We start from the raw sequence: 20,946 nt of genomic DNA, 5'->3' as shown, positions 1-20,946 counted from the left end.
CCGGCGATGGGAAGCGCCCGCAACGGAAATCCGCATGCGGGCTTATTGTACCCCGCCGCCAAGCCATATTTCGACAAATATAGGTGGGCGGTAAAGGTTTACCTTAGGTGACTGCCAAGGGGCGAGATGGCCCCTCGGACGGAAAAGTCGCAGCCTGCATCGAGAGTGGATAATCTCCCACTTTTTGCCTGTATCTTGACCAAAAGTGGGAGATTATCCACTCTCATGGGTTGTGCGTCCGAAAATCCTCTCTCGTGCGTCCGGAAATCCACTCTCGTTTCTCTATCGCCGACCACACGGCAGTTGCGGTGAAATGGGGACTGTTTTTGCCGGTCGCGGCCTTAAACAGTCCCTATTTCACCGCAACTTATTTAGGAGATGAGTTAGAGAGCGCCGAGGAGGATGGCGTAGGTGGTGGATTCGCCGAGCCTGAGCTCGTCACCGGGGTTGAGCTGAGCGGAGCGGCCGGGCTCGACCTGGGTGCAGACGTTCGTCGCGCCGTTTACCACCACGGTTCCGTTGGTGGACGACAGGTCCTCGACGTACCAGACATTTTGGCCATCGCACCACACGTGGGCATGGCGAGCCGAAACGTCATCGCCCACATCGGTGATATCGCCTTCCCCCGTCGCCAGCGCACCGATCTCCACGCCCTGCTCACTCGGCTGAATCCAGCGCGGAGCGCTCACCACGTAGCCGTTTTGCACGCGAAGCAGGCCCAGCGGATGCGCAGGCGCCGCCTCGTGATCGCCCGTGACCGTCGAGGTGCTCAGCGAGCGCGGCGTCGACGTGGCGCCGCCGCAGGTCGCATGAGCGTAGTCGATGGCATAGGTCACCGAGGATCGAACATCTGCCGAGCAACCGACGGCTACAAACAGCACCAGCACGGCCTCGGCACGTTCGGCGGGCATAAGCTCCGCCGCCTGCGACAGGCGCTCGACCGCATTGCGGTAGAGGCTCGTATCCTGATGGCATTCCTCGAGCGCCCGCACCATGGGCTCGCCGGCGGGGCCGCACACCATGTTGATCACCGCCGTGGCATTCATGGGATTGCGGCGGTGCAGGGCAAGATGCGACATGATGCGCGCGGCCGAGGTGCCGTAATCGGCAAAATAGCGCTCCTGCAGCGTGCCGACCGGAGCGCGCACGATAAAGCGCGAGACCCAGGAGCGATCAGCGGCGCGGCTCTGGGGGCTGCGGCCATCGGCCAGCGGACGGCTCGAAAGCACCATGCCACATAGCTCGATATGGCTCAGGTGCGCTGCGCGTTTAAAGATGTCGAACATGGCTCCGCACGGGGTGAGCTTGATTTGAGATGCCATGGCCTAGACCTCCTTGGTCGTTGAACTCGTATCGGACGACGTCTCGGTCGTCCCGACAAAGGCGCGAACCGCCGCGGCACCACCGGCAAGCGGCGTCACCGTCTGGGTTTTTGCGCGCCGCGGCGCCGCGACGGGAAGCTCAAAGGCAAAACCCATCGACAGCAAAAACCATACGAGCGCGTATGTTGCAATTAAGGCGGCAACAAAGCCGCTCGCTACGGCGCGCTGGGAAAACACGGTGCATGCAACCGCAATCAGCACCGGAACCTCGCAGGCAGAAAGCGCCAGTACGCCATGCAGGAACCCCGTGCGACGATCGTGCGCCATGGCGCCGGCGGCAATACCCGCCATGCCCGGCAGCGCCAGCGCGAGCGCGGCAACGATACCCGGCAGCGTACCGGACCACGAAATGTACCCCACGGCAACCGTCGCACGAGCACCAGACGCCAGCAGTGCCGCCGACACCACCACAACGGCCCATACGAGGCCGCAGGCAGACGCAGCGCCGATCATCGCAGCGCGACGGACCACGCGGCCGGACGCGTCCATGGGACAGGGCGTGAGCGGCTCGCCGCGAAGCGAGCGACCGACGTTTTGCGCGTAGTGGTCGCAAAACGTCGTAAGCGCCGCCTCCACCGCGGCGGGCTCGGGACGATCGCCCTGATTACACGACAGGCAGGCCATCACCACATCGAACAGCTGAGCGTCGACAAACGCCAGCGCATCGCGCAGATCCTCGGAATTTGGATCGAGCCCCAGCTGCTGAGCCTGTTCGGCCGCGGCAAGTGCCACATCGGGCTCGCGTCGCAGCAGTTGCGTCAAGTCGCAGCCGGGCGCGTGGGCGCCGACGGGATAATCGGGCAGCGTATCCATCTTGAGACGATAAGGGCTGGCGATATCGCGCGTCTTTTTGCGCGAGCCCGAAGTACCCGACGTGCCCGGCGCTACTTCGTACGGCGCGACACCGGCGATGAGCTCATAGACCGTGCTCGCCGCGGCATACACGTCGATTGCCGGCGACATGCGCAAAACGCGCAGGTCGGCAATATCGTCGGTGAGCATCTCGGGCGGAGCGTAGGCGACCGTCGCTCGGCGCAACGTGGCGTAGCGCTCTGTAAAGGACTCCTTGCCGCCGGTTCCCGCCACCGCAGAGGCAGGCTCGAGCGCCAGCGACGAGCCAAAGTCGATCAGGCACAGGTCAAAGGTGCCCTCGGCAAGCTGCCGGTCAAGCGGTAGACGCGCCGTACGCACCATAATATTAGCAGGCGAGATATCGCGATGGACAAAGCCCTCACCCACCAGGCTCATGCGGCAGAGCAGATCGAACAGGTCGCGACCCAGACGTGCCGCCACAAGCGGCGACAGGCGCCCGGCATCATCTACGGCAAGGCGCGAGCGCAGGCGGGCGAGCGTCTCGCCCTCGACCCATTCCATGACAATCGCAGGGACGCCGTCGACCTCGCCCCATCCGTAGAGGCGGGGAAAGCCCTTAAGGCCCGAAAGGGCGCGGTGGCATTCGTATTCCTCGCGAAACGCCGCCTTGAACTTGGCGACCAGCGCCTCGCGGGCTACATCGTCATCAAATTCGTCGCGCGTTGGCAAGATGAGCTGTTTGAGCGCCACGGCCTCGCCCTGCGCGTTGACGGCACGCGTCACACGGCCGATACCGCCGCGGCGCATGGTGGCGTCATCGGCAAACAGCATCGTAAAACGGCGCAGGTAGGCGGGAAGCTCATCCGGGCTCAGCGCAATAGCAGGCTCAAACCCTCCAACGCGCGCCAGGCGCAGGCCCACCATAGGGTCGCGGTCTAGCGCGCACGATGCGCTAGAAGCAAGGCTATTCGTCATAGGGCGATCGCCGCCACATTGTTATTGAAGTTGTTGAGCGCGACGTTATCGTCGCCGTAATGTCCGACCCATTGACACAGGTTTGTGTAGCAGCCCCAAAGGTTGGCGAATTGTCGATACCACTTTGACTGGGGAGGAAACGTCTGCCGGCCAAACTCGGCACGGATGACAAACATGTCATTGACCAGGCTATCGCATGGTCCGGTGTCGCCCGTGGCGTTATAGGTCGACACCACGCTATTGGCGCGGGCGACATAGCCATCGAGCATGTTGTATTTGGTCACGAGCCAACTGTGGATACTCTCCTCCTCGGCAGCCGAGAGGCTACCCGTGCCCGTGTCCCCGCCGGCATCGCCGTCCGTCGAGCCACCACTCGAAGATCCACCGCCAGAGGCGGAGCCCGAACCGGTGCCAGAACCGGACCCGTCCGAGCCGCCGGGCTTACCCGCCTGCTGCGTATCCTGCTCCTTCTGCTGCTCCGCTTTGTTAATGACAGAAGCCACGTTGTTATTGGAAAGCTTCGTAATGACCTTGGTGTTGGTGAGCATGATGGTCTTGCCGTTTGCCAGCGTGATCTCGTTAGACGCCTGCTCGCCCTCGTCAGCAGGATCGACGCCAAACACGGTGCGCCCGACCACGCTCGCCCATGCATATCCGGTTGTCGTCCCCAGGTCGTTCTTGGCCTTGCGCCCTATATGCAACTCGCGCGCAGCATGCGCCTGCACCATGGACGGCACCGTCATGCCATAGGCCGAGACGCCGGCAACGACGAGCGCCAGCGAGCACGACAGCAGCACGTACGCCCGAGGCGCCAGGCCCAGCCGGCGTCGTATGCGCACCGCGGTGCCACGCTTTGTCTGAGTGCCCCCGGGTCGCATGCGCTCTCCTCTAACAAAAACACGCCGCTCAGGAGCGGCGCATTCATTCATATCCATATGTGAGTGTATCAGCGAATCTAAAAGGTTGCGCAACGAATGAGCAAATACGGAGTACAAACGGCCCCATCCACGCGATAAGCGAAAGTAGAGCAGGTTTGTTGCACAACAAACAAGCGAACGCGTGCCTAATTATGAGTACCCCGTGCGGCAGAACGGCCGGCCATGCCGCGGAGCACCCGGCGACTAAATCGTGCGACGGGCCTCGATGGCGCGCCCAAGCGTAAGCTCGTCGGCATACTCCAGGTCGCCGCCCACGGGAAGGCCGCTCGCCAGACGCGATACCTCAACGCCCAGCGGCTTGATAGTGCGGGCCAGGTAGCTCGCCGTGGTCTCGCCCTCGATATTGGGGTTGGTGGCGATGATGACCTCGTGGATGTCCTCGTGGCCCAAGCGTGCCAGCAGCTCACGAATGTGCAACTGCTCGGGACCAATCTTGTCCATGGGACTGATCACGCCGCCTAGCACATGGTACAGGCCATGGTAGCTGCCCGTGCGCTCGATTGCCTGGACGTCGCGCGGCTCGCCCACCACGCAAATGCGAGTGGTATCGCGCATCGAATCCTGGCAGATGGAGCACTCGTCGGCCGTGGCGTAGTTAAAGCAGCGGCTGCAAAAGTGAACCTCCTGCTTAACCTCCAGGATAGCCTCGGCCAGGCGGCGCGCCTCCTCGGCATCGGCCTCGAGCAGGTAATAGGCGATGCGCTGGGCCGACTTGGGACCAATGCCCGGCAGACGGCCCAGCTCATCGAGCAATTTTTGCAGACTATGGTTGGCACTCATATATATGCGTGTCTTAGAACGGCATGCCCGGGATGTTGAGGCCGCCGGTGATGGCGCCCATCTGCTTGTTGGCAAGCTCGTTGACACCGCGGACGGCCTCGTTGACGGCAGCCATGATCATGTCCTGCAGCATATCGACGTCCTCGGGATCGAGGGCATCGGGGTCGATGGTGAGGTTGACAAGCTCCATCTCGCCGTTAACGGTCACCTTGACCATGCCGCCGCCGGCAGAGGCGTCGACGGTCTGGGACTTAAGGTTTTCCTGCGCGGCGGCAAGCTGCTCCTGCATCTTGCGAGCCTGCTTCATCATTTGCTGCATGTTCATACCGGCCATGATGGCTCCTTTACGTGCGGCCGCGCGACAAGCTGCAAGGGCAGCCGGAGCGCGACGGGACTTTCAAACTCAAAAATCGTACCACGGCGCGGGGCAAGCAAGCGGGGCGGACACGCTACCTCAGTCGATATACATGTCCTCCAATACAAACCACGCGCAAAGATTATGCAAGGCCGAATTATGCAAGGTTGCATAATATCGCATACTCAATCTAGTAGAGCCGAATCCGGCATTTCATGTGTGCCACTAAATAGCTAAATGCCAAACCGCTGCTCGAGGCGGAGCACATGGCGGCAGGGTATAATTTGATTGTCATAGATTGCAATTTGGAGGTGCCCCATGAATGCCCCCGACGCGCTCCAAAACATCCGCTCAAAACACCCCGTTGCATATGTGGTTCTCTATCTCTTTGTCGGCTGGGCATTGCTGGTTGTCATCACCCATGCCATAGCTTTTGGAGCAGAACTGCTGATAGCCAGCTCGGACCAGCCCGTCGTCAAATGGGAGACGACCGATGAATGCACCGACGGAACCCGAACCATTTACTACAACAGCCCGTCCCTCTACCAAGAGTTCAAGGTCAAGATAAAGGACTCCAAGATTGTCGATGCCGAACTGGGCTCTTTATTTACAATCGGAGCAACCGTCAACGCCGAGCAAGTCGAATACACGGACAGCCATGCGACATATCGTATCGACCTCAGCATCCTAGGCCGACCGTCACGCGCCTGTCTGCTCGAATGCGATATACGCGGCACCACACTACACATGTCCGAAATACAGATGCGCCCGAACAAAGAGATCTCTTCTTGAGCAGCGTACCCGCCCGTACAGCTACTCCACCGGTTTGAAGATGGTGGACTGGCCGAAGACGCTACGGATGAGGGCTTTGGCTTCGTCCTCGGTCTGCGGGATGCTTGGGGCTGCGCCTTGATGGCCGAAGGGGCTGCCCGCGCCGGGGTTGGACTCCCAGGGAGCCGCAGGAGCGTCCTCCTCTTTGGGGGCAGTTGCAGCGGGCTTGGGCGCGGACGCCGCACCCGGCACGTCGAACGGGGGCAGATCGTCCCCGCCGGCATCGGCAGCAAAACCGCCGACCATGACATCGTCGTAGGGAACCTGCTCGGATTCCCACGGCGCAGACGGCGCGGCGGGCTGAGCCTTGGGAGCGGACGCGCGCTCGGGCGCTCGGGGTGCGGGCTCGGTCGGGAGCTTGCCTGTGGCAGGAGCGCCGGCGGGGTTGTCGGAGCGCAGCCAGGGGGCCTTAGCCAGGTCGGATGACTTGGGCGCAGGCGCGGCGGCGGGCTTAGGCCCGGGGACCGGAGCAGCCGGTTTGGGCGCAACGGGTTCAGGCGCCGACGGGGTCGGTGCCATCACCGGCGTCGCTTGCTGCTGTGGAGCGCTGGCGCTCGAGGATACAGGGGCCGCCGAGGACACGGGTTGCGGGTCCGCAGATACCGCAGCCCGTGCAGATGGAGAATGCTCCTCATGTTGAGGAGCCGGCGTGCCACCCCCATTCAGGACATAGTCGACGGTACGACGACCGAAGACCGCACTGACTGTCGGCAGGACCACCGACTGCGTGTCGGCGCGTCCGAGCATCTTCATGGCAAAGGTCGAGCCCGCGGGGAACGAGACCGTGAGCTTGGAGCCGTCGTCGGCCGTGGCGCGAGCGTTGAGCAAAAGCCCTGCGTAGGAAGCCTGACGCGCCTTGACACGCTCGACAACCTCGGCCCATTTGCGCTGCAGCTCTCCGGCATCATCGACCGCGGGCGTCTCGGCAGTACCGGCGGCGGCAACCTGGGCGGCATTGTTGGACTGGGGCTTAGGTGCCGGAGCGGTGGCAGGCGCGGGGGCCGCAACGGGCTGAGGCGTCGGAGTTGGCGCAGGCTGAGGTGCAGGCGCTGCAGGCTTGGAAGCTGACACGGACGCAGAACGGGACGCAGGCTGGGCAGCCGGAACAGCAGCACCACGGTCCCAAGGCATACCGCCCTGGCGCGCGGACGTAGCAGCGGGGGCAGCGGATGCCGCCGGAGCGGCAGCACGAGCGCCCGAAATGAGCGTCGGCTGTTGGGCAGCAGCGGGTACGGATGCTGCAGGCGCGGCGGCCTGAGCAGCAGCCACGCTCGCCGGCACGGCGCCGTTGGCAACCATGGCCTCCAAGCGAGCCACGCGCTCGGCCAATGCCTCAATCGTTAAATCAGCCTCGGGACGTGCCAGACGCGTACAGGCAATCTCGAGCACCAGGCGCACGTCGCTCGCGCCCCTCATCTCCAGTGCGGCATCGTCGAGCACCGTCAGCACGCGGGCCAGGCGGTCGGCAGGATGCTCGCCAAAGGCAGCGGCCTCGGCAGCAAGCGCCTCGGCCTGCTCGGAGCCGCCCTCAAACAGCTCGGCACGGGCACCGGCAACGCAGGCAACGTACACGTCACGCACATGCGCTACCAGGTCGCGCGTCAGCTCCAGCAGGTCGTTTCCTTCCTCGACCTGCGCACGGATCAGTCCATAGAGCTCGGCAACATCGCGATCGGCAATGGCGCGGGAAAACTCGCCCAGAATCTGGTCCGAAACCTCGCCTAAAAGCGAGCGGGCGTCGTCCGCATGCACAGAACCGTTGCCAAAGACGCTCAGCTGCTCCAGCGTGGACAACGCGTCGCGCATACCGCCCTTGGCATGGCGCGCCACGATAGCCAGCGCCTCATCGTCGTAATCGAAGCCCTCCTGCTCGCACACGTATGCCAGGCGACGCTCGATATCCTCGTTGCCGATGCGATGGAAATCGAAACGCTGGCAGCGCGAGAGGATGGTCTCCAGAATCTTTTGCGGGTCGGTGGTGCACAGCACAAAGATCACGTGTGCCGGCGGCTCCTCGAGCGTCTTGAGCAGCGCGTTGAACGCCGCCGTCGTGAGCATGTGGACCTCGTCGATGATATAGATCTTGTACTTGCCGCGCACCGGGGCAAAGTTGACGGAGTTGATGATTTCCTCGCGCACATTGTCCACGCCCGTGCGGGAGGCGGCATCGAGCTCGTAGACATCGGGGTGGTTACCCTCGGCAATGAGCTCGCACTCCTCGCAAGTACCGTCGGGCATGCAGCCGCTTGCACCCTCGGCGCGCGCCGCCTCGGCATTGCGGCACAGCAGCGCCTTGGCCAGAATGCGCGCCATGGTGGTCTTGCCCGTGCCGCGCGGTCCGCAGAACAGGTAGGCGTGGGACAGGCGCCCCTCGGTGATGGCGTGCTCGAGCGTCGAGACGATATGCTGCTGGCCCACCACGGAGTCGAAGGTGAGCGGGCGATACTTTCGGTACAACGATTCCATGGGTGCTCCCCCGGGTATACTGAGTCTTGTTGCCGCGGCGGCCATGCGGTCGCACGGCATACTGCATTCCATAATAACCCGTACGGCGAGCCCGCCGCGATAGGAGTCCAAAGAGCATGGCAGACGCAGAGAGCAACCTCATTCCCTCCGAAGCAGCCGACCAGGTCGAGGTCGCGCTCGAGGAGCAGGCCGCAGCCGACGACGGCATCCTGTACCTCAACGAGTACCAATACGAAAACGACCTCGTCACCGACTTCGCCCGCCTGGTCGCCTCGCCCAGGCGTCGCGGCTCGCTGTATGTCGCCGCGGCAATTGCCGCGCTCATCGGCATCGGCATGCTGGTGGCCGGCGGCAACTGGATCAAGTTTGGCGTCGTCTTGATCGTATTCGGCGCCTTTTTGGCCTGGTGGAGCAAAAACCTGCACCACACCCTCGCCCGCGACTTTATCGACGCCGTTGAGGCCGACGAGTCCATGGGTGGCCGCTATCGCCGCGTCGCCGCCAACGAGGACGGCCTGATGGTTTGGGGCACGAGCGGCAAGTCGCAGTTCTTCCCGTTTGAAAAGCTCGACCACGTGCTCGACGGCGAGCGCATCTTTGTGGCCATGTTCGCCGACCAGGGCGTGACGATCCCTAAGGACACCTTTGTCCGCGGCGATGCCGAGCAGTTCGGTCCCTTCCTTAAGGCGCGCATCAACAAAAAGCTCCGCATCGAGACCAAGAAGAAGAAAATGAAGGCCGAGAAGGCTGCCGCCGAGGCCAAGCGGGGCGACAAGGCCGACAAGCCCCAGGACAACAAGGGCAAGCAGCGCAAGCAGAAGAAGAGCAAGAAGAAGCGCTAGGGCCGAGCGCCACTGCGAAGGGAATCTCATCCCGCTTCAGCGTAGGATGAGGCTCCCCCAACAGGGCCTTCGAGCTATTTAACTTCAAACCTGAAGAGCCTTCGCTCCGGCAGATCGGTCATCTTCATCGTATAGGTCCCGGGAAACGCTTTCTCAAAACGGACGGTCTCGTAACCTTCGAAATAGTCGTTGGTGTTTTGCATCATGAATGGGACGAGTAACTCGTTCTCCGCCCCAACCTGTACAGCAAACGCAGCAGAACCGCCCAGCACCGGCATTGCCTGCGTTATCAGATCGGTATTGACCACAAAGTCATAGTTTGGCGCAGACTCCGGCACCAAATGCCAAACATACGCTTTAATTCCGCCTTCGACATTGTCCTTATTCCTGACACGCATCTTTACGGCGATAACACACGTGATGTCGGCGTCCTTCAATTTCGTTTTCGTATCTACGATGCCATATTTTGAATAATCATCATGCGCACGCTTGAGATACTCGCGCGGCGTGAGCAGCTCTGCCCCGTCTATGCAAAACGAATACCCGTCAGTCGCCACATCCTTCGACCCCAGAAACGCCCCATCCATCGAGAGCCATTCGCCCTCCGCGTAATATTTTTCAGGAATGACTGTCCGGTTCCCGTTAACGACGCTCACCCTCATGCCCGCAAGGCCGGTAACAGCACAGCCAAAAAGCGCGAGCATCGACCTTCTCGTCAACAGGGCCTTCTTCATCGCGCTCACGACCTTTCCCGAACTTTCACAACGGCACCGTCGCGCATGCAGTAAACACGATCGGCTAGCTCCTCGAGCACCTCTCCGTCATGGCTAGACAGAAGAACCTCGCGACCCGTTGATGCCGCCATCGCCACAACGCGCTTGAGCATTTCCACGCCCGCTTCGTCGAGGGCATTCGTTGGCTCATCGAGAACAAGCAGCTTCGGCTTTTCCATAATTGCCGCAGCTATTCCCAGACGCTGCTTCATCCCAAGCGAGTATGCTCGAAACTTCTTTTTTTCGTCTGCATCGAGCCCCACGAGCCGCAGGGCAGAGCGAATGTCCTCGGGGGTGGCAACGCCATTGATTTGAGCTATGAGCTCCAGATTGTCGTAACCAGACAGATATCCTAAAAAGGAAGGCGCCTCTATCAACATCCCCAGACTCGGCGGAAACGAGATATCCGCCCCAAGTCTTTGGCCATCGATAATAATCTCGCCCTCGGTGGGTCTAATCAATCCGCAGACCGCTCGCATGAGCATGGTCTTACCCGAACCGTTTATCCCCTGAAGCCCGACCACAGTCCCAGGGTCAACCTCGATAGACACGTTGCGCAGGACATCGTTTTTGCCCATGCGCTTCGATACGTCCCTAACGATCACACTCATATCTTGTCCCTCTTTTCGATAAGGTCGGCCCTTCGAAACCACAGTCCACCCAACGATAGGCATAACGACATAATCACAATTGAAAACAAGCCACTCGAGCCCGTCGCAATTCCTTCTTTGACGATTCCACCCCAGCGCAACAGCATCAAGGCATTTCCCAGTAGCGCCCAATGCCGCGCATATGCCGAACAGATCAGGTAGCTCATTACAACCGCAAATGAAACTGACGGCCCAAGCACAAACCCAACCGTTGCCTGCACAAACGCAAGCGCCTCAAAAGCAAGAAAGAGACCTGCGAAAAACGGCAGTGCACCTGCTTCGCTCGCCTTGAGAAACCACGGCGCCAAATTAGCCAGCTGAAGCGACTCGCCATGGATGACCGCGCTGAACGAGGCACTCACCATCAAGCTCCAAATCACAACAGAGCAAACCACCACGAGCAGCGAAAATGCTGTTATCGCCGCCACTGAGATAAAACGCGAGACCCACCAAAGGGTTCTCGCCCGGCATCGGACAAGCGTTTGCAAACCAAACCCGTGCAACGATTCGGCGGGATAATCGAGTGTTGTATAGAGAATAAGCAGAATGAGAAATAGCCATCCTAGCGGAGGCACAAACATGACCCCGGGCCTAGGCTCAAACGGAGCAGATCCGGCAAACACGAGCGCAAGATTGTCCGCAAACCCCAAGGCATCCGTCCTGACCCCATACACAGAAGACAAACCGTAGGCGTACACCAGGTTCGCAACGGTCACTGCCGCAATCGCAATAAAGGTAATGATGTTCTTCTTCAAAACGGTCCTCAGGTCCGCGGCGACCAGCCTAAACAGCATCAGACCATCTCCCGCCTTTTCCACGCCCCAGAAAAAGCCAACGAAGCAAGGGTCAATAATATGATTTCCGCAAAACCGGCTCGAATGTCTGGCCAGTTATTCAGCGATTCCGACCTGATGCTGTTGAAGATATTGCAGTTAAACCCCACACAAGCCATTACGCCGAAGATCCAGCCATTTGCAAAATGCCACGCAACCATTAGCAGATACGGGACAATTATCGCTTTGATTCTGCTACGAAACAAAATTGAGAAGCCAGTTACAGCCATGGATAAAGTCCCGAGCGTGACCGCATCGAACAGCGTGTATGCAAGCACATATAACAAAGGATGTGAATAAAATAGACCGGAGAAATAGCTATGTAGGTAAAGCCCTACGTAGGTCGACTCATCGACCCGAGGAAGATACGCAGGAAAAAGCATCGAGACAATCAGGAAATTGACGAGCAGAGGAATGGCAGTCACTGTAAACGCGGAGAGGAAAGCAGACAGCACCTTTACGTTCACGTATGCCTTTCTGGAAACGCGCGTGCATATCTGCATGTCATAACCACTCAAACGCTCAAAGAGGCACGACCAAGATCCGGCCAACATTGCAAGCAGGGGCAGTGCATAGAAAAACACCGACGCAGACAGTGGCGCGTTCGCGCTCACAACAATCCAGTTACCGAAGCTGCTTTCACGTGTTTGACCGAGATAGTTTTTGGCTTGCATGCCAACGCCGTAACCAAAAGAAAGAAGGTTGTGACGTTCTTTTTCCAAATTTGCCCACGGCTCCAGCGCAGCAGCTATTGCAACTGCGACTGCAATCAAGAGAGCAAAGATAAAAGCTGGGCGTCTTATCGTTTTCGACAGCTCATATCTTACGAGCCTTTGGTTCATACGTCCTCCTCCCCCTTCCGACCCAGAAAGCCGGAGGGAGCCAATTCAAACAACTATGCGGGAAGCTTGCGGAAATGCCCGACGCAGTCGGGGCTCCATACACCAATAACAGTGCCGTAGCCAGACTCCGCCCATGCAGTCAGTCGCGCCGCAGATCGCCCGTTCTCACGGACGAGGTTATACATTTCCCACTGTCCCTTGTGATTCGAACGATACGTTCCCTGAGTACAATTCATGCTGCCGCTACCGCTTGTGTTATACGCACCGTCTGTATATAACCGAAGCGGATTTCCCGTATAACCTTGGATATCCAGATAGAGCGATGAGGAATCATCCTTTTGACGGTAGCCAGTTGCACTCGTCCCGGCACATTGAAAACTAAATGCCCTATCGGCATTGTTCGTACAGGTCGTAATTCCCGTATCGGCGTTTTGAGTAATGCTAGAAACCTGAGAGGTGTCAAACTCCTCTTGCGCGAACGATGCAGCGGGAACCCCTAGGGACAGACCCGCAGCAATCGCCAACCCGACTCCGATTCGAGTAATAGCGCTCCTTGGCTTAATCATGGCCTTCTCCAATCAAAAGCGGCTAACAATGCGTCGACGCACAGCAACCTTTGCATGAATGGAGAAAGATGTCTGTAAACACTCGCTATTGAGTTGATAATCCAGGCGTTTACACGTTATCTACCTGCGATAACAATGAAATAAGCTCTGCTTTGTTCTTGATCTTCAACTGGCGATAGGACGCGGATCGCAGCGCTTGCACCGTAGATGCAGCGTAACCGACATCCTGCGCAATAGTCTTTGTCGTTGTGCCCTCTGCCGTCATCAACAATATTCGGGCCTGAACATCGGACAGGGCGCGCGACGTAAGCAGAGCCAGCCGGCGCACGTGAGCTGCTTCGGTGGACCCGTTCGCACGGTACTTCAAGACGGCCTTCTCGTCCTCAACCGAGCGTACGAGCACGATGTGCGTAACGAGCATGGGCACAGACCAGCAAACAATCACCGTTGCCACGACGACATTGACGGCCGAACTTTGCCCCAGCAACGACGCAAGGAACAGAGGCTCGAAAACCGTCAGATCCTGCACCATGTTGAGCAAGACAACCCAGACAGGAGCCGCCGCCCCAAAGCAAAGCATCCATATCCCAAGCATTTTGCGCTGCGGACAGCTACGCAGCACTATGTATGTGAGCAACATCCCCGTCAGCACCGCGAACCCATGGATTCGCCCCCTAGTGGCCGCATGGATTAAAGTAGCCGCACCTATTGACACCAACGGCACGATAGCCCGGACACGGGCATGCACCTTAAACGGACGCAGCCCAACAGCGAGCGAGACCGTAGATGCCACGCCGCACAGCAGGACCGGCGCAGCCATCAACGGATCGCATATACACCTCCATGCCGCGATATAGACAAAAGACCATTCCACGGCAGACAGCACCGCCCATACGCACGGGCTTCCGAGCCCAATCGCCCCATCCGTTCTAGTCAGCGCAACTTCACGATTCAGTTTTTCACCCGCGTAGTGCAGCGACAGAAGCAGTCCGAGACCCAATGCATAGCTTGCGAGAGAAAAGGCGACTGCCCGCGAAACACCGGATCCCCAATCGCTATCCGCCATTACCAAGGGGCCCGCCGCAAGGAGGATAAAAAATGTTGTGAGCAGGTATCGAAACAGCCGGCGCGTCCGAACTGATGTCAACATATCACCAGCATGCCGCTGCAGCAGACCAGGCCCTGTAGCATCACCCTCACCCGCAAACAATGCCACGAGCTCGCGTGAGCCCGCAACCGATGCCTTCCCGTATGCTCGGTGAAGCGTTGTTCGCACCGTCGATGGCTTCGTACCCGTCTCCCTGGCAATTTCCGCCGGCGTTTTCCCTTTGAGCAGCAGTCGAACAAACTGCTCTTCTCGAGGCGACAGGGCAGGGGAAAACACCCCCGCATCGAATGGGTCGGACGTGCGAGGGGTATCCGAATTGTTGTCCCGTTTCTCCCTTAGCAATGTGCATACGAAGGCGGCAACAGCAATAGCGGACCCCATCGACAGTGATGCAATGACTGCGGCATCGCTTGCAAAGTATGCCACCTCGACAGCCGGAACAAGGCCAATGGGAACTGCTACAAGCACAGAACGGGCAAACACGTCGCCCTGCCCCCGACCAAAGGCGCGGGGACAGCAAAGCAGCGGGACCGCAGCCAATACGAGATAGACCAGCGGAATTAAAAGCACGAGGCCAATTGATGCGGCCGTTACAGAGGGCATCCCCCATGGCTCGGGAACGACTCTCCATGAAATTCGACAGCAAAACAGCAGGCAAGACAGGACAACTATTGTTTCTGCAAAAAGCGTGCTCTGCGATCGGCGGGTCCCCCTTTCGCCGTCCCGCGCCGCCCCCCGTATCAAAGGAGAGCCCGCCGTATCCCAAATTACATATGAGAGGAGCAACGACCCAGTGAAGCACAAGGCACACGAAACACGATGCAACAACCAGATTGGTGCAAACACGATTGGAATAGAATCTCCGCGAGCATAGAAGGCCAAGTCGACCCATTCGGGAACCACCGCAATAGCAGCAAGGAAAACACCGAAGACGCCAAGGCGACCCGGCCGTCTTATTTCTCTCCCCTTGCGGAGCGCAACACCATGACCAAACGCCGCGAGGCATGCGCCAAGGATAACGAGCCAGGTCATTGCACCTGATGCCAAGCCGATTGAAGATGAAAACCGGTGATAAGGGGTAACCGCCATTACGACGAGCGCAATGGCGAAAGCAGATGTGGCAGAACAGCGGGAAAAGAGCATATGACCTCCATAGCGTGTCATTATATCGCTCGGGCTGCTCGTTTATCTCCACGCCCACACCAGCCAGCATCAACGATTCAGGCGAACTCCAATCCGAGCCAGATCACGGTTCAGCTTTTGTCCGCAGTCCCCGCATCAAAGCGGGATGCGGTTTCCTTTTGAGCGTCGATCTGGAAACTGTATCCCGTTCTGAGTCAATATTCTGGGACGCAGTTTCCGCAGCACACCCCATTCGGAAAGCGTGTCCCAGTATTTGGCCGCAAACTGGGGCGCGCTTTCCGGATGGGTCGAGACGAAGGCCAAGACAGACAGGCAGCCTCGCATCCCGTTATCCTCGCCATCCGCCCGAGCGTGCTACACTAGCAGCATCTATGCCACCGCGAATGGCTCGGCCCCGCGCCCGCCGCTCGCAAACGAACTTTAAACGCACGAGGGTTGGCCATGCCGCTTTTCCCGCAACATACCGCCCGGTTCTCGCCGGACGTTCCTTTGGAGGGCACCAGCTCTCGCGAGCTGCTCAAGCGGTACCAGCCGCTCGAGACACTTGCGACCGGCGGTTTTGGCTCCATCGAGATCTGCCGCGACACGCACCTGCGCCGCCGCGTCGCCATTAAGCGCATCCCCCTTATCAACGGCGCCGGCATGCCCGCCAGCGACATCATGGATGTCCTGCGCGAGGCACACACCGCCGCCATGCTTCAACATCCCAATATCGTGCAGGTTATCGACTTTACGCACGATACCGCCTATGCCTACCTCGTCATGGAATATGTCGACGGCATGTCGCTCGCCGACTTTTTGCATCGCGTGGACGGCCATTCGCTCACCTTTGACGAGGCCGCGGCAATTGCCGACGCGCTGGGCCAGGCGCTCACCTTCGCCCATAGCAACGGCGTGCTCCACCTGGATATTAAGCCCGCCAACGTGCTCATCGACCACTCGGGCAACGTAAAGCTCACCGACTTTGGCATGGCGCGACTGTCGTCTGCCGGCGGCTTTGGCGGCTCGCGCGGCGGCACCATCGGCTACATGCCACCCGAGCAGCTCGATATCGAGACCGGCACGGTCGATGAGCGCGCCGATGTCTTTGCCCTCGCCTGTGTAATCTATGAGGGCCTGTGCGGCAGCGCCCCCTTTATGGCGGCCACGCCCGCCGACTCGCTCGACCGCATCATCGGCGGCGCCACCTATCCCAGCGAGCTGATACCACACTTTCCCCCGGGAGCCGAGGCCGCGCTCATGAGCGCGCTCTCCCCCATGCCGCAGGACCGCCCCAGCAGCATCGAGGCATTTTGCGACCAGCTCCTTGCCGGCTTGGGGAGCGTGCGCGAAGGCCGTCGCAGCTTGGAGCAGATGGTAGGCGAGCTTTCGAATGACGAGTGCGCGGCAGATGATATCGAGCCATCGAGCTACGAGGATGACACCGTCGAGGTCGACCCCGCACTTGGCTGGGCGGGCACGCGCTGGGGCCGCGCACGCAATTACACCATGCGCGGCATCTCGGCGCTCTCATGCGGAGCCTTCAGCTTTTTGCTTATGCAGACAGCCGGCGTCGCGACGCTTCCCGGGCTGGTCGTGGCGGCCGTCGCCATTGGCGCGGCGGCAGGCTTGGCCCCGCAGATTGGCTCGGCCATCTCGGCCGTGGGCTTTTTGGTGCTCATGGCCAACGCCACCATGCAGGCGCAGGGCATCCTGTCGATGCTGCCGGTCGCGGTCATTTTTGCCGCTGCCATGTCCGGTTGGTGGATTGCTTGGGGACGCACCGAGGCGGCTGCGAGCGCGACGCTCACCTGCGCGCTTGCGCTGGGTTGCCTAACCGGCGACGCCCTCCTTGCCGCCGGAGCCGCCACGAGCATCGCGGCGTTTTGGCTCGGCCCGGCAAGCGCAGCGGCGGCCACGGGCATGGGCGCACTCTTTGCCCGCCTTGCCGCAGCGGCTCTCTCTGCGGGAGGCGTACTGGGGCTTAGCAATGTCGTCGCAGCGCTGGGAGACGCGCTCCTTCTCGCTGCAATCGTGCTGGTTGCAGCAATAGCCGCGGCAACATCGCTGCTGCTCAATGCTCATGCCAAGCGCGCCGAGCAGGGATCGAACCTTGCCGCCATCGTCGCAATTGCCGTCGCCGGCATCGGCTCGGCCGTATCGTTTTGTCTTGCACACCATATGGAAATTGCCAGCCTTGCGGGCCCGGTCGTCGCCAAGGCGGCGGTTACGGGAATCCTATCCTCTATAATCGTCGGGATATGCCTTTATTTGCTCGGATACCAAAGAACCTATACGGAGAGTGATCTTTCGTGAACTTCCTGAACATCTTCGAGGACCACGTGGCCGGCATCTTCGGTGCCACCCGTGCCCCGTTCTCCTTTAAGAAGCTTGCCAAGCAGGCCGCTCGCGACATGGAGGATCAGACTCTGGTGATCAACGGCGTCAACACCGCGCCGGCGCTCTATACCATCCTGATTGCCGCCGACGACGATCCCATGCTCGCCCCGTTCTATCCCGAGCTTTCGCGCGAGGTCCGCGAGTTTGTGAAAGCGCAGGCCGAAAAGCGCCGCTACGTCTTTGTCGGCGAGCCCCTCGTTCGCTTTATGATCGACCCGCAGCTGCGCGGCGGCAAGTTCTCGGTCTTTGCCGAGAACGTCGATGCCCCCACGCTCGGTCGCCTGTACGAGGAAGAGCGCGCCTACCAAAACGGCCTGGGCCAGAACAACTCGGCCGCGAGCCGTGCCGCCAGCGCCCCGCGCGCCGGCCAGCAGCAGTTTGCCGCCCCGCAGCAACACCCCGCTGCTATGCCGCAGCAGCAGCCGGCACCTCGTGCTGCCACTCCCGACCCGCTTGCCGTGGCCGACCCCTTTGCGCCCAATATGCCCGATCCCGCCGCCGCACCCATCCCCGTGCCCCAAACCGTCTCGCGCGACGCGCTTGCCGGCATGGGCGGAGCCGCCGCGACCGGCGCCGCCGCTGGCCTTGGCGCCGCAGCCAGCATCGCCTCCAACATGGCAAGCTCTCGCGCCCCGCAGCGTCCGCTCGCCCAGCTCGTCGACGTCGTGAGCGGCGAGAGCCACGCCATCACCTCCGCACAGGTGACCATCGGTCGCGAGCGCTCGGTTTCCGACATCGCCCTGCGCGACCCCAACGTGTCGCGCCGTCATGCCCAGCTCACCTTTACCGGCTCGGACTGGTCGATCGAGGACCTCAACTCCACCAACGGCACGCTCGTCAACAACCGTCGCATCACGCGCTGCCCGCTGCGCAACGGCGACCTGCTGACGTTTGGCCTGAGCACGTTCGAATTTAGGGGATAGTCGCTTATGAACATCGATATCGTCCTGTTTGCAGGCCGCATCGTCCTGGTCGTCCTGCTTTATATCTTCCTGTTTGCCGTCATGAAGACCGGCGTGGGGCTCGTCCGCGGCCAGCGCCGCGACTCGGCCATCTGGACGATCGATGTGGACAAGGGCCCGCGCGGCATCCGCGGCATCCACGTGGATATGCTCGGCCCCGTCATCGTCGGCCGTTCGCCGTCGTCGGACATCTGCATCAACGAACCGTTTGTCTCGGCCTCGCATGCGCGTTTTTCGCTGCAGGGTCCGGCACTTATTATCGAGGACCTCAACTCGCTTAACGGCACGCTCGTCAACGGCCGCCAGCTGGTGGAACCCGCAACGCTGCGCGAGGGCGACGAAGTCCAGATTGGCGACGTGGTCATGAAGGTGAACCGTCGATGATCGACGAGGAGAACAAGTCCGCAACCATGCCAGAGACGTCGGCCGCCCCCGCGACCGCGCCGGTTCATGCCGCCCCGGCGGGCCATGCGCCCGTGGAGCCCGAGGACACTGTGTTCTCCCTGCCTCTTTCGCATGTAACGCAAGAATATCCGACGCTGACCGACGGCGAGGATACCGAGGACAACGCTGACGGCGGTAACACCCCCATCGGCGTGCACGCCGCTACCGAGCAGCCCGCGGTCCCGCAAGACATGCCCGCGCCGGCTCACTTTGCCGAACCCGTCGCCACGGCGATTACCGAGAGCTCCGCGGTATTTGCGGCTCCCGAGCCCGCGGCACCGGTGTTTCCCGTAGCGCCGGCACCCGCCGCAGCACCCGAGTCCGCATCTGCACCGGAACCCGCGGCGGCGCCCGAAGCCATGCAGTCTGTAACCGAAGACGTACCCGCAGCAACGACGGAGGATGTCTCCCAATCCCACGGCACGCCCGCGCCCGCGCACTTCGCGACGCCCGAGTCTGCAGCCGTCGCCCCGCAAGACGACGAGCCTGTCGACCGTACAACCGAAGAGCCCGCCACGCCCAACGTCAACGACCCGAGCAACGATGCCGACACCGTCTCGCCCGGCGATACGGCCGAGATTGACGTTGCCGCCGTGGAGGCCAAGCTTAAGGACCCCGGCTCGACCATGAGTTTTGAGCCGCTGACCGACGAGCGCGTCGAGACTGACTCGACCTACGACGCCGGCACGACCACGCAGCTCATGTGGGGCGCCCGCTCCGATGTTGGCTGTGTGCGCCCGCATAACGAAGACTCCTATCTGGTGCAATCGCCGCTCTTTTGCGTATGCGACGGCATGGGCGGCCACGCCGCCGGTGAGGTAGCCTCCTCCATCGCCGTCGAGACCATTGCCAAGACAGCGCCGCAGGCAGCCGACGCCGCACGACTGGCGGCCGCCGTCGAAGCTGCAAACGCCGCGGTCATCGAGGCTGCGCTCAACGGGCTTGGCAAGCCTGGCATGGGCTGCACGGCAACCTGCGCCTATATCGAAAACGACATGCTCGCTATCGCCCACGTGGGCGACTCGCGCGCCTATCTGCTCCACGAGGGCACGCTCATCCGCGTGACCCGCGACCACTCCTATGTGGAGGAGCTCGTGGACGCCGGCGAGATTACGGCAGACGAGGCTCGCATCCACCCCAACCGCTCGGTCATCACCCGCGCGCTGGGCTCGGATCCCGCAATGTATGCCGACCACTTTACCCTGCATATCGAGGAAGGCGACCGCCTGATCCTGTGCTCGGACGGTCTTTCGAGCATGATTCCCGATAGCGATATCGAAAACATCGCCACGCAGTCCTCGACCGCGCAGATTTGCGTCGACAACCTTGTTGACGCGGCACTGGTCGCCGGCGGGCATGACAACGTCACCGTGCTTGTCGTTGACCTGGTCGACGATGGCGTCATGCGCGAGGCAAAGCGCGTCCGCCGCCGCAACATCACCATTGCCACCGTACTGGGCATCGCTTTTGTGCTGGCGGCAGCCATCTGGGCCTACGCAGGCATCACCGGCTCGTACTACCTGGGCACCTACAAGGACACCGTCGCGGTCTACCGGGGCATTCCCGGCAAGCCGCTCGGCCTTAAGCTGCACTGGCTCGACAGCACGACCACCATCAAACTGTCCGACCTGCCCGAAGACACACAAAATCGCCTTAAGGCAGGTATTCAGCAGACGAGCATCGACGACGCACAGGACACCATCTCCAAGTACCGCCATCAGATCGACGAGGAGCAGACCCGTCAGGTGATCGACGCGCAAACGATCCGCAATAACACCGACCAGGGTTCGATCTCCGAATCGGATTCCGAGAATACCGCCGAACAGTCCGCCGAGGCCGAAGCCTCCGATAAGAATTAGAAAGG

The 20,946-nt window shown here is 60.9% G+C and carries 17 protein-coding genes; 6 read left to right on the top strand and 11 right to left on the bottom strand.

The genetic code is table 11. From position 1 onward, the window contains the following. Nucleotides 1–383 precede the first annotated feature (383 nt). From ACGHEN_RS01180 to ACGHEN_RS01160, 5 genes are all read right to left on the bottom strand, one after another. Nucleotides 384–1,322, bottom strand: a complete 939-nt coding sequence (locus ACGHEN_RS01180) for an FHA domain-containing protein (RefSeq protein ID WP_349102604.1) — start codon at nt 1,320–1,322, stop codon at nt 384–386. A gap of 3 nt (nt 1,323–1,325) precedes the next feature. Further along, the gene (locus ACGHEN_RS01175) at nt 1,326–3,170 is read right to left on the bottom strand and encodes a serine/threonine protein kinase (protein WP_390396668.1); all 1,845 of its coding nucleotides are present in this window, start codon (nt 3,168–3,170) and stop codon (nt 1,326–1,328) included. Further along, nucleotides 3,167–4,048, bottom strand: coding sequence for a hypothetical protein (locus ACGHEN_RS01170; protein WP_390396665.1), 882 nt, complete (start codon nt 4,046–4,048; stop codon nt 3,167–3,169). Before ACGHEN_RS01170 ends, ACGHEN_RS01175 begins: the two co-directional genes overlap by 4 nt. A 243-nt stretch (nt 4,049–4,291) precedes the next feature. Next, the gene (gene recR / locus ACGHEN_RS01165) at nt 4,292–4,888 is read right to left on the bottom strand and encodes a recombination mediator RecR (protein ID WP_089573257.1); all 597 of its coding nucleotides are present in this window, start codon (nt 4,886–4,888) and stop codon (nt 4,292–4,294) included. Nucleotides 4,889–4,901: 13 nt separating this feature from the next. Continuing rightward, nucleotides 4,902–5,222, bottom strand: a complete 321-nt coding sequence (locus tag ACGHEN_RS01160; RefSeq protein WP_006235174.1) for a YbaB/EbfC family nucleoid-associated protein — start codon at nt 5,220–5,222, stop codon at nt 4,902–4,904. A 339-nt stretch (nt 5,223–5,561) separates the two neighbouring features. On the opposite strand from ACGHEN_RS01160, the gene ACGHEN_RS01155 reads away from it, so the two are divergent. Continuing rightward, nucleotides 5,562–6,035, top strand: coding sequence for a hypothetical protein (locus tag ACGHEN_RS01155; protein ID WP_390396661.1), 474 nt, complete (start codon nt 5,562–5,564; stop codon nt 6,033–6,035). 21 nt (nt 6,036–6,056) lie between these two features. Here the strand turns inward: ACGHEN_RS01155 and dnaX are convergent, their stop codons facing one another. Then, nucleotides 6,057–8,540, bottom strand: a complete 2,484-nt coding sequence (dnaX, locus tag ACGHEN_RS01150) for a DNA polymerase III subunit gamma/tau (RefSeq protein WP_390396658.1) — start codon at nt 8,538–8,540, stop codon at nt 6,057–6,059. Between the two features lie 116 nt (nt 8,541–8,656). On the opposite strand from dnaX, the gene ACGHEN_RS01145 reads away from it, so the two are divergent. After that, nucleotides 8,657–9,382 (top strand): hypothetical protein, encoded by a 726-nt coding sequence (locus tag ACGHEN_RS01145; RefSeq protein ID WP_390396655.1) that lies wholly within the window; start codon nt 8,657–8,659, stop codon nt 9,380–9,382. Between the two features lie 74 nt (nt 9,383–9,456). Here ACGHEN_RS01145 and ACGHEN_RS01140 read toward each other — a convergent pair whose 3' ends face one another. The 5 genes from ACGHEN_RS01140 to ACGHEN_RS01120 form a co-directional block, all read right to left on the bottom strand. After that, nucleotides 9,457–10,125, bottom strand: a complete 669-nt coding sequence (locus tag ACGHEN_RS01140) for a hypothetical protein (protein ID WP_373205084.1) — start codon at nt 10,123–10,125, stop codon at nt 9,457–9,459. Next, nucleotides 10,122–10,733, bottom strand: coding sequence for an ATP-binding cassette domain-containing protein (locus ACGHEN_RS01135; RefSeq protein ID WP_270226310.1), 612 nt, complete (start codon nt 10,731–10,733; stop codon nt 10,122–10,124). Before ACGHEN_RS01135 ends, ACGHEN_RS01140 begins: the two co-directional genes overlap by 4 nt. Nucleotides 10,734–10,762: 29 nt before the next feature. After that, nucleotides 10,763–11,560: a hypothetical protein gene (locus tag ACGHEN_RS01130; RefSeq protein WP_147356338.1), complete on the bottom strand. Its 798-nt coding sequence runs from the start codon at nt 11,558–11,560 to the stop codon at nt 10,763–10,765. A 38-nt stretch (nt 11,561–11,598) separates the two neighbouring features. Beyond that, the gene (locus tag ACGHEN_RS01125; RefSeq protein ID WP_118098139.1) at nt 11,599–12,480 is read right to left on the bottom strand and encodes a hypothetical protein; all 882 of its coding nucleotides are present in this window, start codon (nt 12,478–12,480) and stop codon (nt 11,599–11,601) included. 675 nt (nt 12,481–13,155) lie between these two features. After that, nucleotides 13,156–15,297, bottom strand: a complete 2,142-nt coding sequence (locus ACGHEN_RS01120) for a LuxR C-terminal-related transcriptional regulator (RefSeq protein ID WP_270226311.1) — start codon at nt 15,295–15,297, stop codon at nt 13,156–13,158. Between the two features lie 441 nt (nt 15,298–15,738). Between ACGHEN_RS01120 and ACGHEN_RS01115 the strand changes: the two genes are divergently transcribed. Genes ACGHEN_RS01115 through ACGHEN_RS01100 form a run of 4 tightly spaced genes read left to right on the top strand, consistent with a single transcriptional unit; the run spans nt 15,739 to nt 20,941 of the window. Beyond that, nucleotides 15,739–17,592, top strand: a complete 1,854-nt coding sequence (locus tag ACGHEN_RS01115) for a serine/threonine-protein kinase (RefSeq protein WP_390396649.1) — start codon at nt 15,739–15,741, stop codon at nt 17,590–17,592. After that, a complete protein-coding gene (locus tag ACGHEN_RS01110) occupies nt 17,589–18,599 on the top strand; it encodes an FhaA domain-containing protein (RefSeq protein WP_070097114.1) in 1,011 nt (336 codons plus the stop codon). The genes ACGHEN_RS01115 and ACGHEN_RS01110 overlap by 4 nt, the downstream gene beginning before the upstream one ends. Nucleotides 18,600–18,605: 6 nt before the next feature. After that, complete coding sequence (locus ACGHEN_RS01105; protein ID WP_055250779.1) at nt 18,606–19,022, top strand: FHA domain-containing protein; 417 nt, start codon at nt 18,606–18,608, stop codon at nt 19,020–19,022. Beyond that, nucleotides 19,019–20,941, top strand: coding sequence for a Stp1/IreP family PP2C-type Ser/Thr phosphatase (locus ACGHEN_RS01100; protein WP_390396646.1), 1,923 nt, complete (start codon nt 19,019–19,021; stop codon nt 20,939–20,941). Before ACGHEN_RS01105 ends, ACGHEN_RS01100 begins: the two co-directional genes overlap by 4 nt. The last annotated feature ends 5 nt before the right edge of the window (nt 20,942–20,946 follow it).

Origin of the sequence: Collinsella sp. i06-0019-1H4 (assembly GCF_042849575.1) — a bacterium.
Lineage (GTDB): Bacteria > Actinomycetota > Coriobacteriia > Coriobacteriales > Coriobacteriaceae > Collinsella.
The sequence above is the reverse complement of the archived record's forward strand: the minus strand, read 5'-3'. Positions and strand labels throughout refer to the sequence as shown.

What these genes read in the sequence shown, in the direction of transcription:
- ACGHEN_RS01125 (WP_118098139.1), bottom strand. Translation starts at nt 12,480, where the DNA reads ATGAACCAAAGGCTCGTAAGATATGAGCTGTCGAAAACGATAAGACGC.
- ACGHEN_RS01135 (WP_270226310.1), bottom strand. Translation starts at nt 10,733, where the DNA reads ATGGGCAAAAACGATGTCCTGCGCAACGTGTCTATCGAGGTTGACCCT.
- ACGHEN_RS01105 (WP_055250779.1), top strand. Translation starts at nt 18,606, where the DNA reads ATGAACATCGATATCGTCCTGTTTGCAGGCCGCATCGTCCTGGTCGTC.
- ACGHEN_RS01180 (WP_349102604.1), bottom strand. Translation starts at nt 1,322, where the DNA reads ATGGCATCTCAAATCAAGCTCACCCCGTGCGGAGCCATGTTCGACATC.
- ACGHEN_RS01145 (WP_390396655.1), top strand. Translation starts at nt 8,657, where the DNA reads ATGGCAGACGCAGAGAGCAACCTCATTCCCTCCGAAGCAGCCGACCAG.
- ACGHEN_RS01120 (WP_270226311.1), bottom strand. Translation starts at nt 15,297, where the DNA reads ATGCTCTTTTCCCGCTGTTCTGCCACATCTGCTTTCGCCATTGCGCTC.
- recR (WP_089573257.1), bottom strand. Translation starts at nt 4,888, where the DNA reads ATGAGTGCCAACCATAGTCTGCAAAAATTGCTCGATGAGCTGGGCCGT.
- ACGHEN_RS01115 (WP_390396649.1), top strand. Translation starts at nt 15,739, where the DNA reads ATGCCGCTTTTCCCGCAACATACCGCCCGGTTCTCGCCGGACGTTCCT.
- ACGHEN_RS01160 (WP_006235174.1), bottom strand. Translation starts at nt 5,222, where the DNA reads ATGGCCGGTATGAACATGCAGCAAATGATGAAGCAGGCTCGCAAGATG.
- ACGHEN_RS01155 (WP_390396661.1), top strand. Translation starts at nt 5,562, where the DNA reads ATGAATGCCCCCGACGCGCTCCAAAACATCCGCTCAAAACACCCCGTT.
- ACGHEN_RS01175 (WP_390396668.1), bottom strand. Translation starts at nt 3,170, where the DNA reads ATGACGAATAGCCTTGCTTCTAGCGCATCGTGCGCGCTAGACCGCGAC.
- ACGHEN_RS01170 (WP_390396665.1), bottom strand. Translation starts at nt 4,048, where the DNA reads ATGCGACCCGGGGGCACTCAGACAAAGCGTGGCACCGCGGTGCGCATA.
- ACGHEN_RS01100 (WP_390396646.1), top strand. Translation starts at nt 19,019, where the DNA reads ATGATCGACGAGGAGAACAAGTCCGCAACCATGCCAGAGACGTCGGCC.
- dnaX (WP_390396658.1), bottom strand. Translation starts at nt 8,540, where the DNA reads ATGGAATCGTTGTACCGAAAGTATCGCCCGCTCACCTTCGACTCCGTG.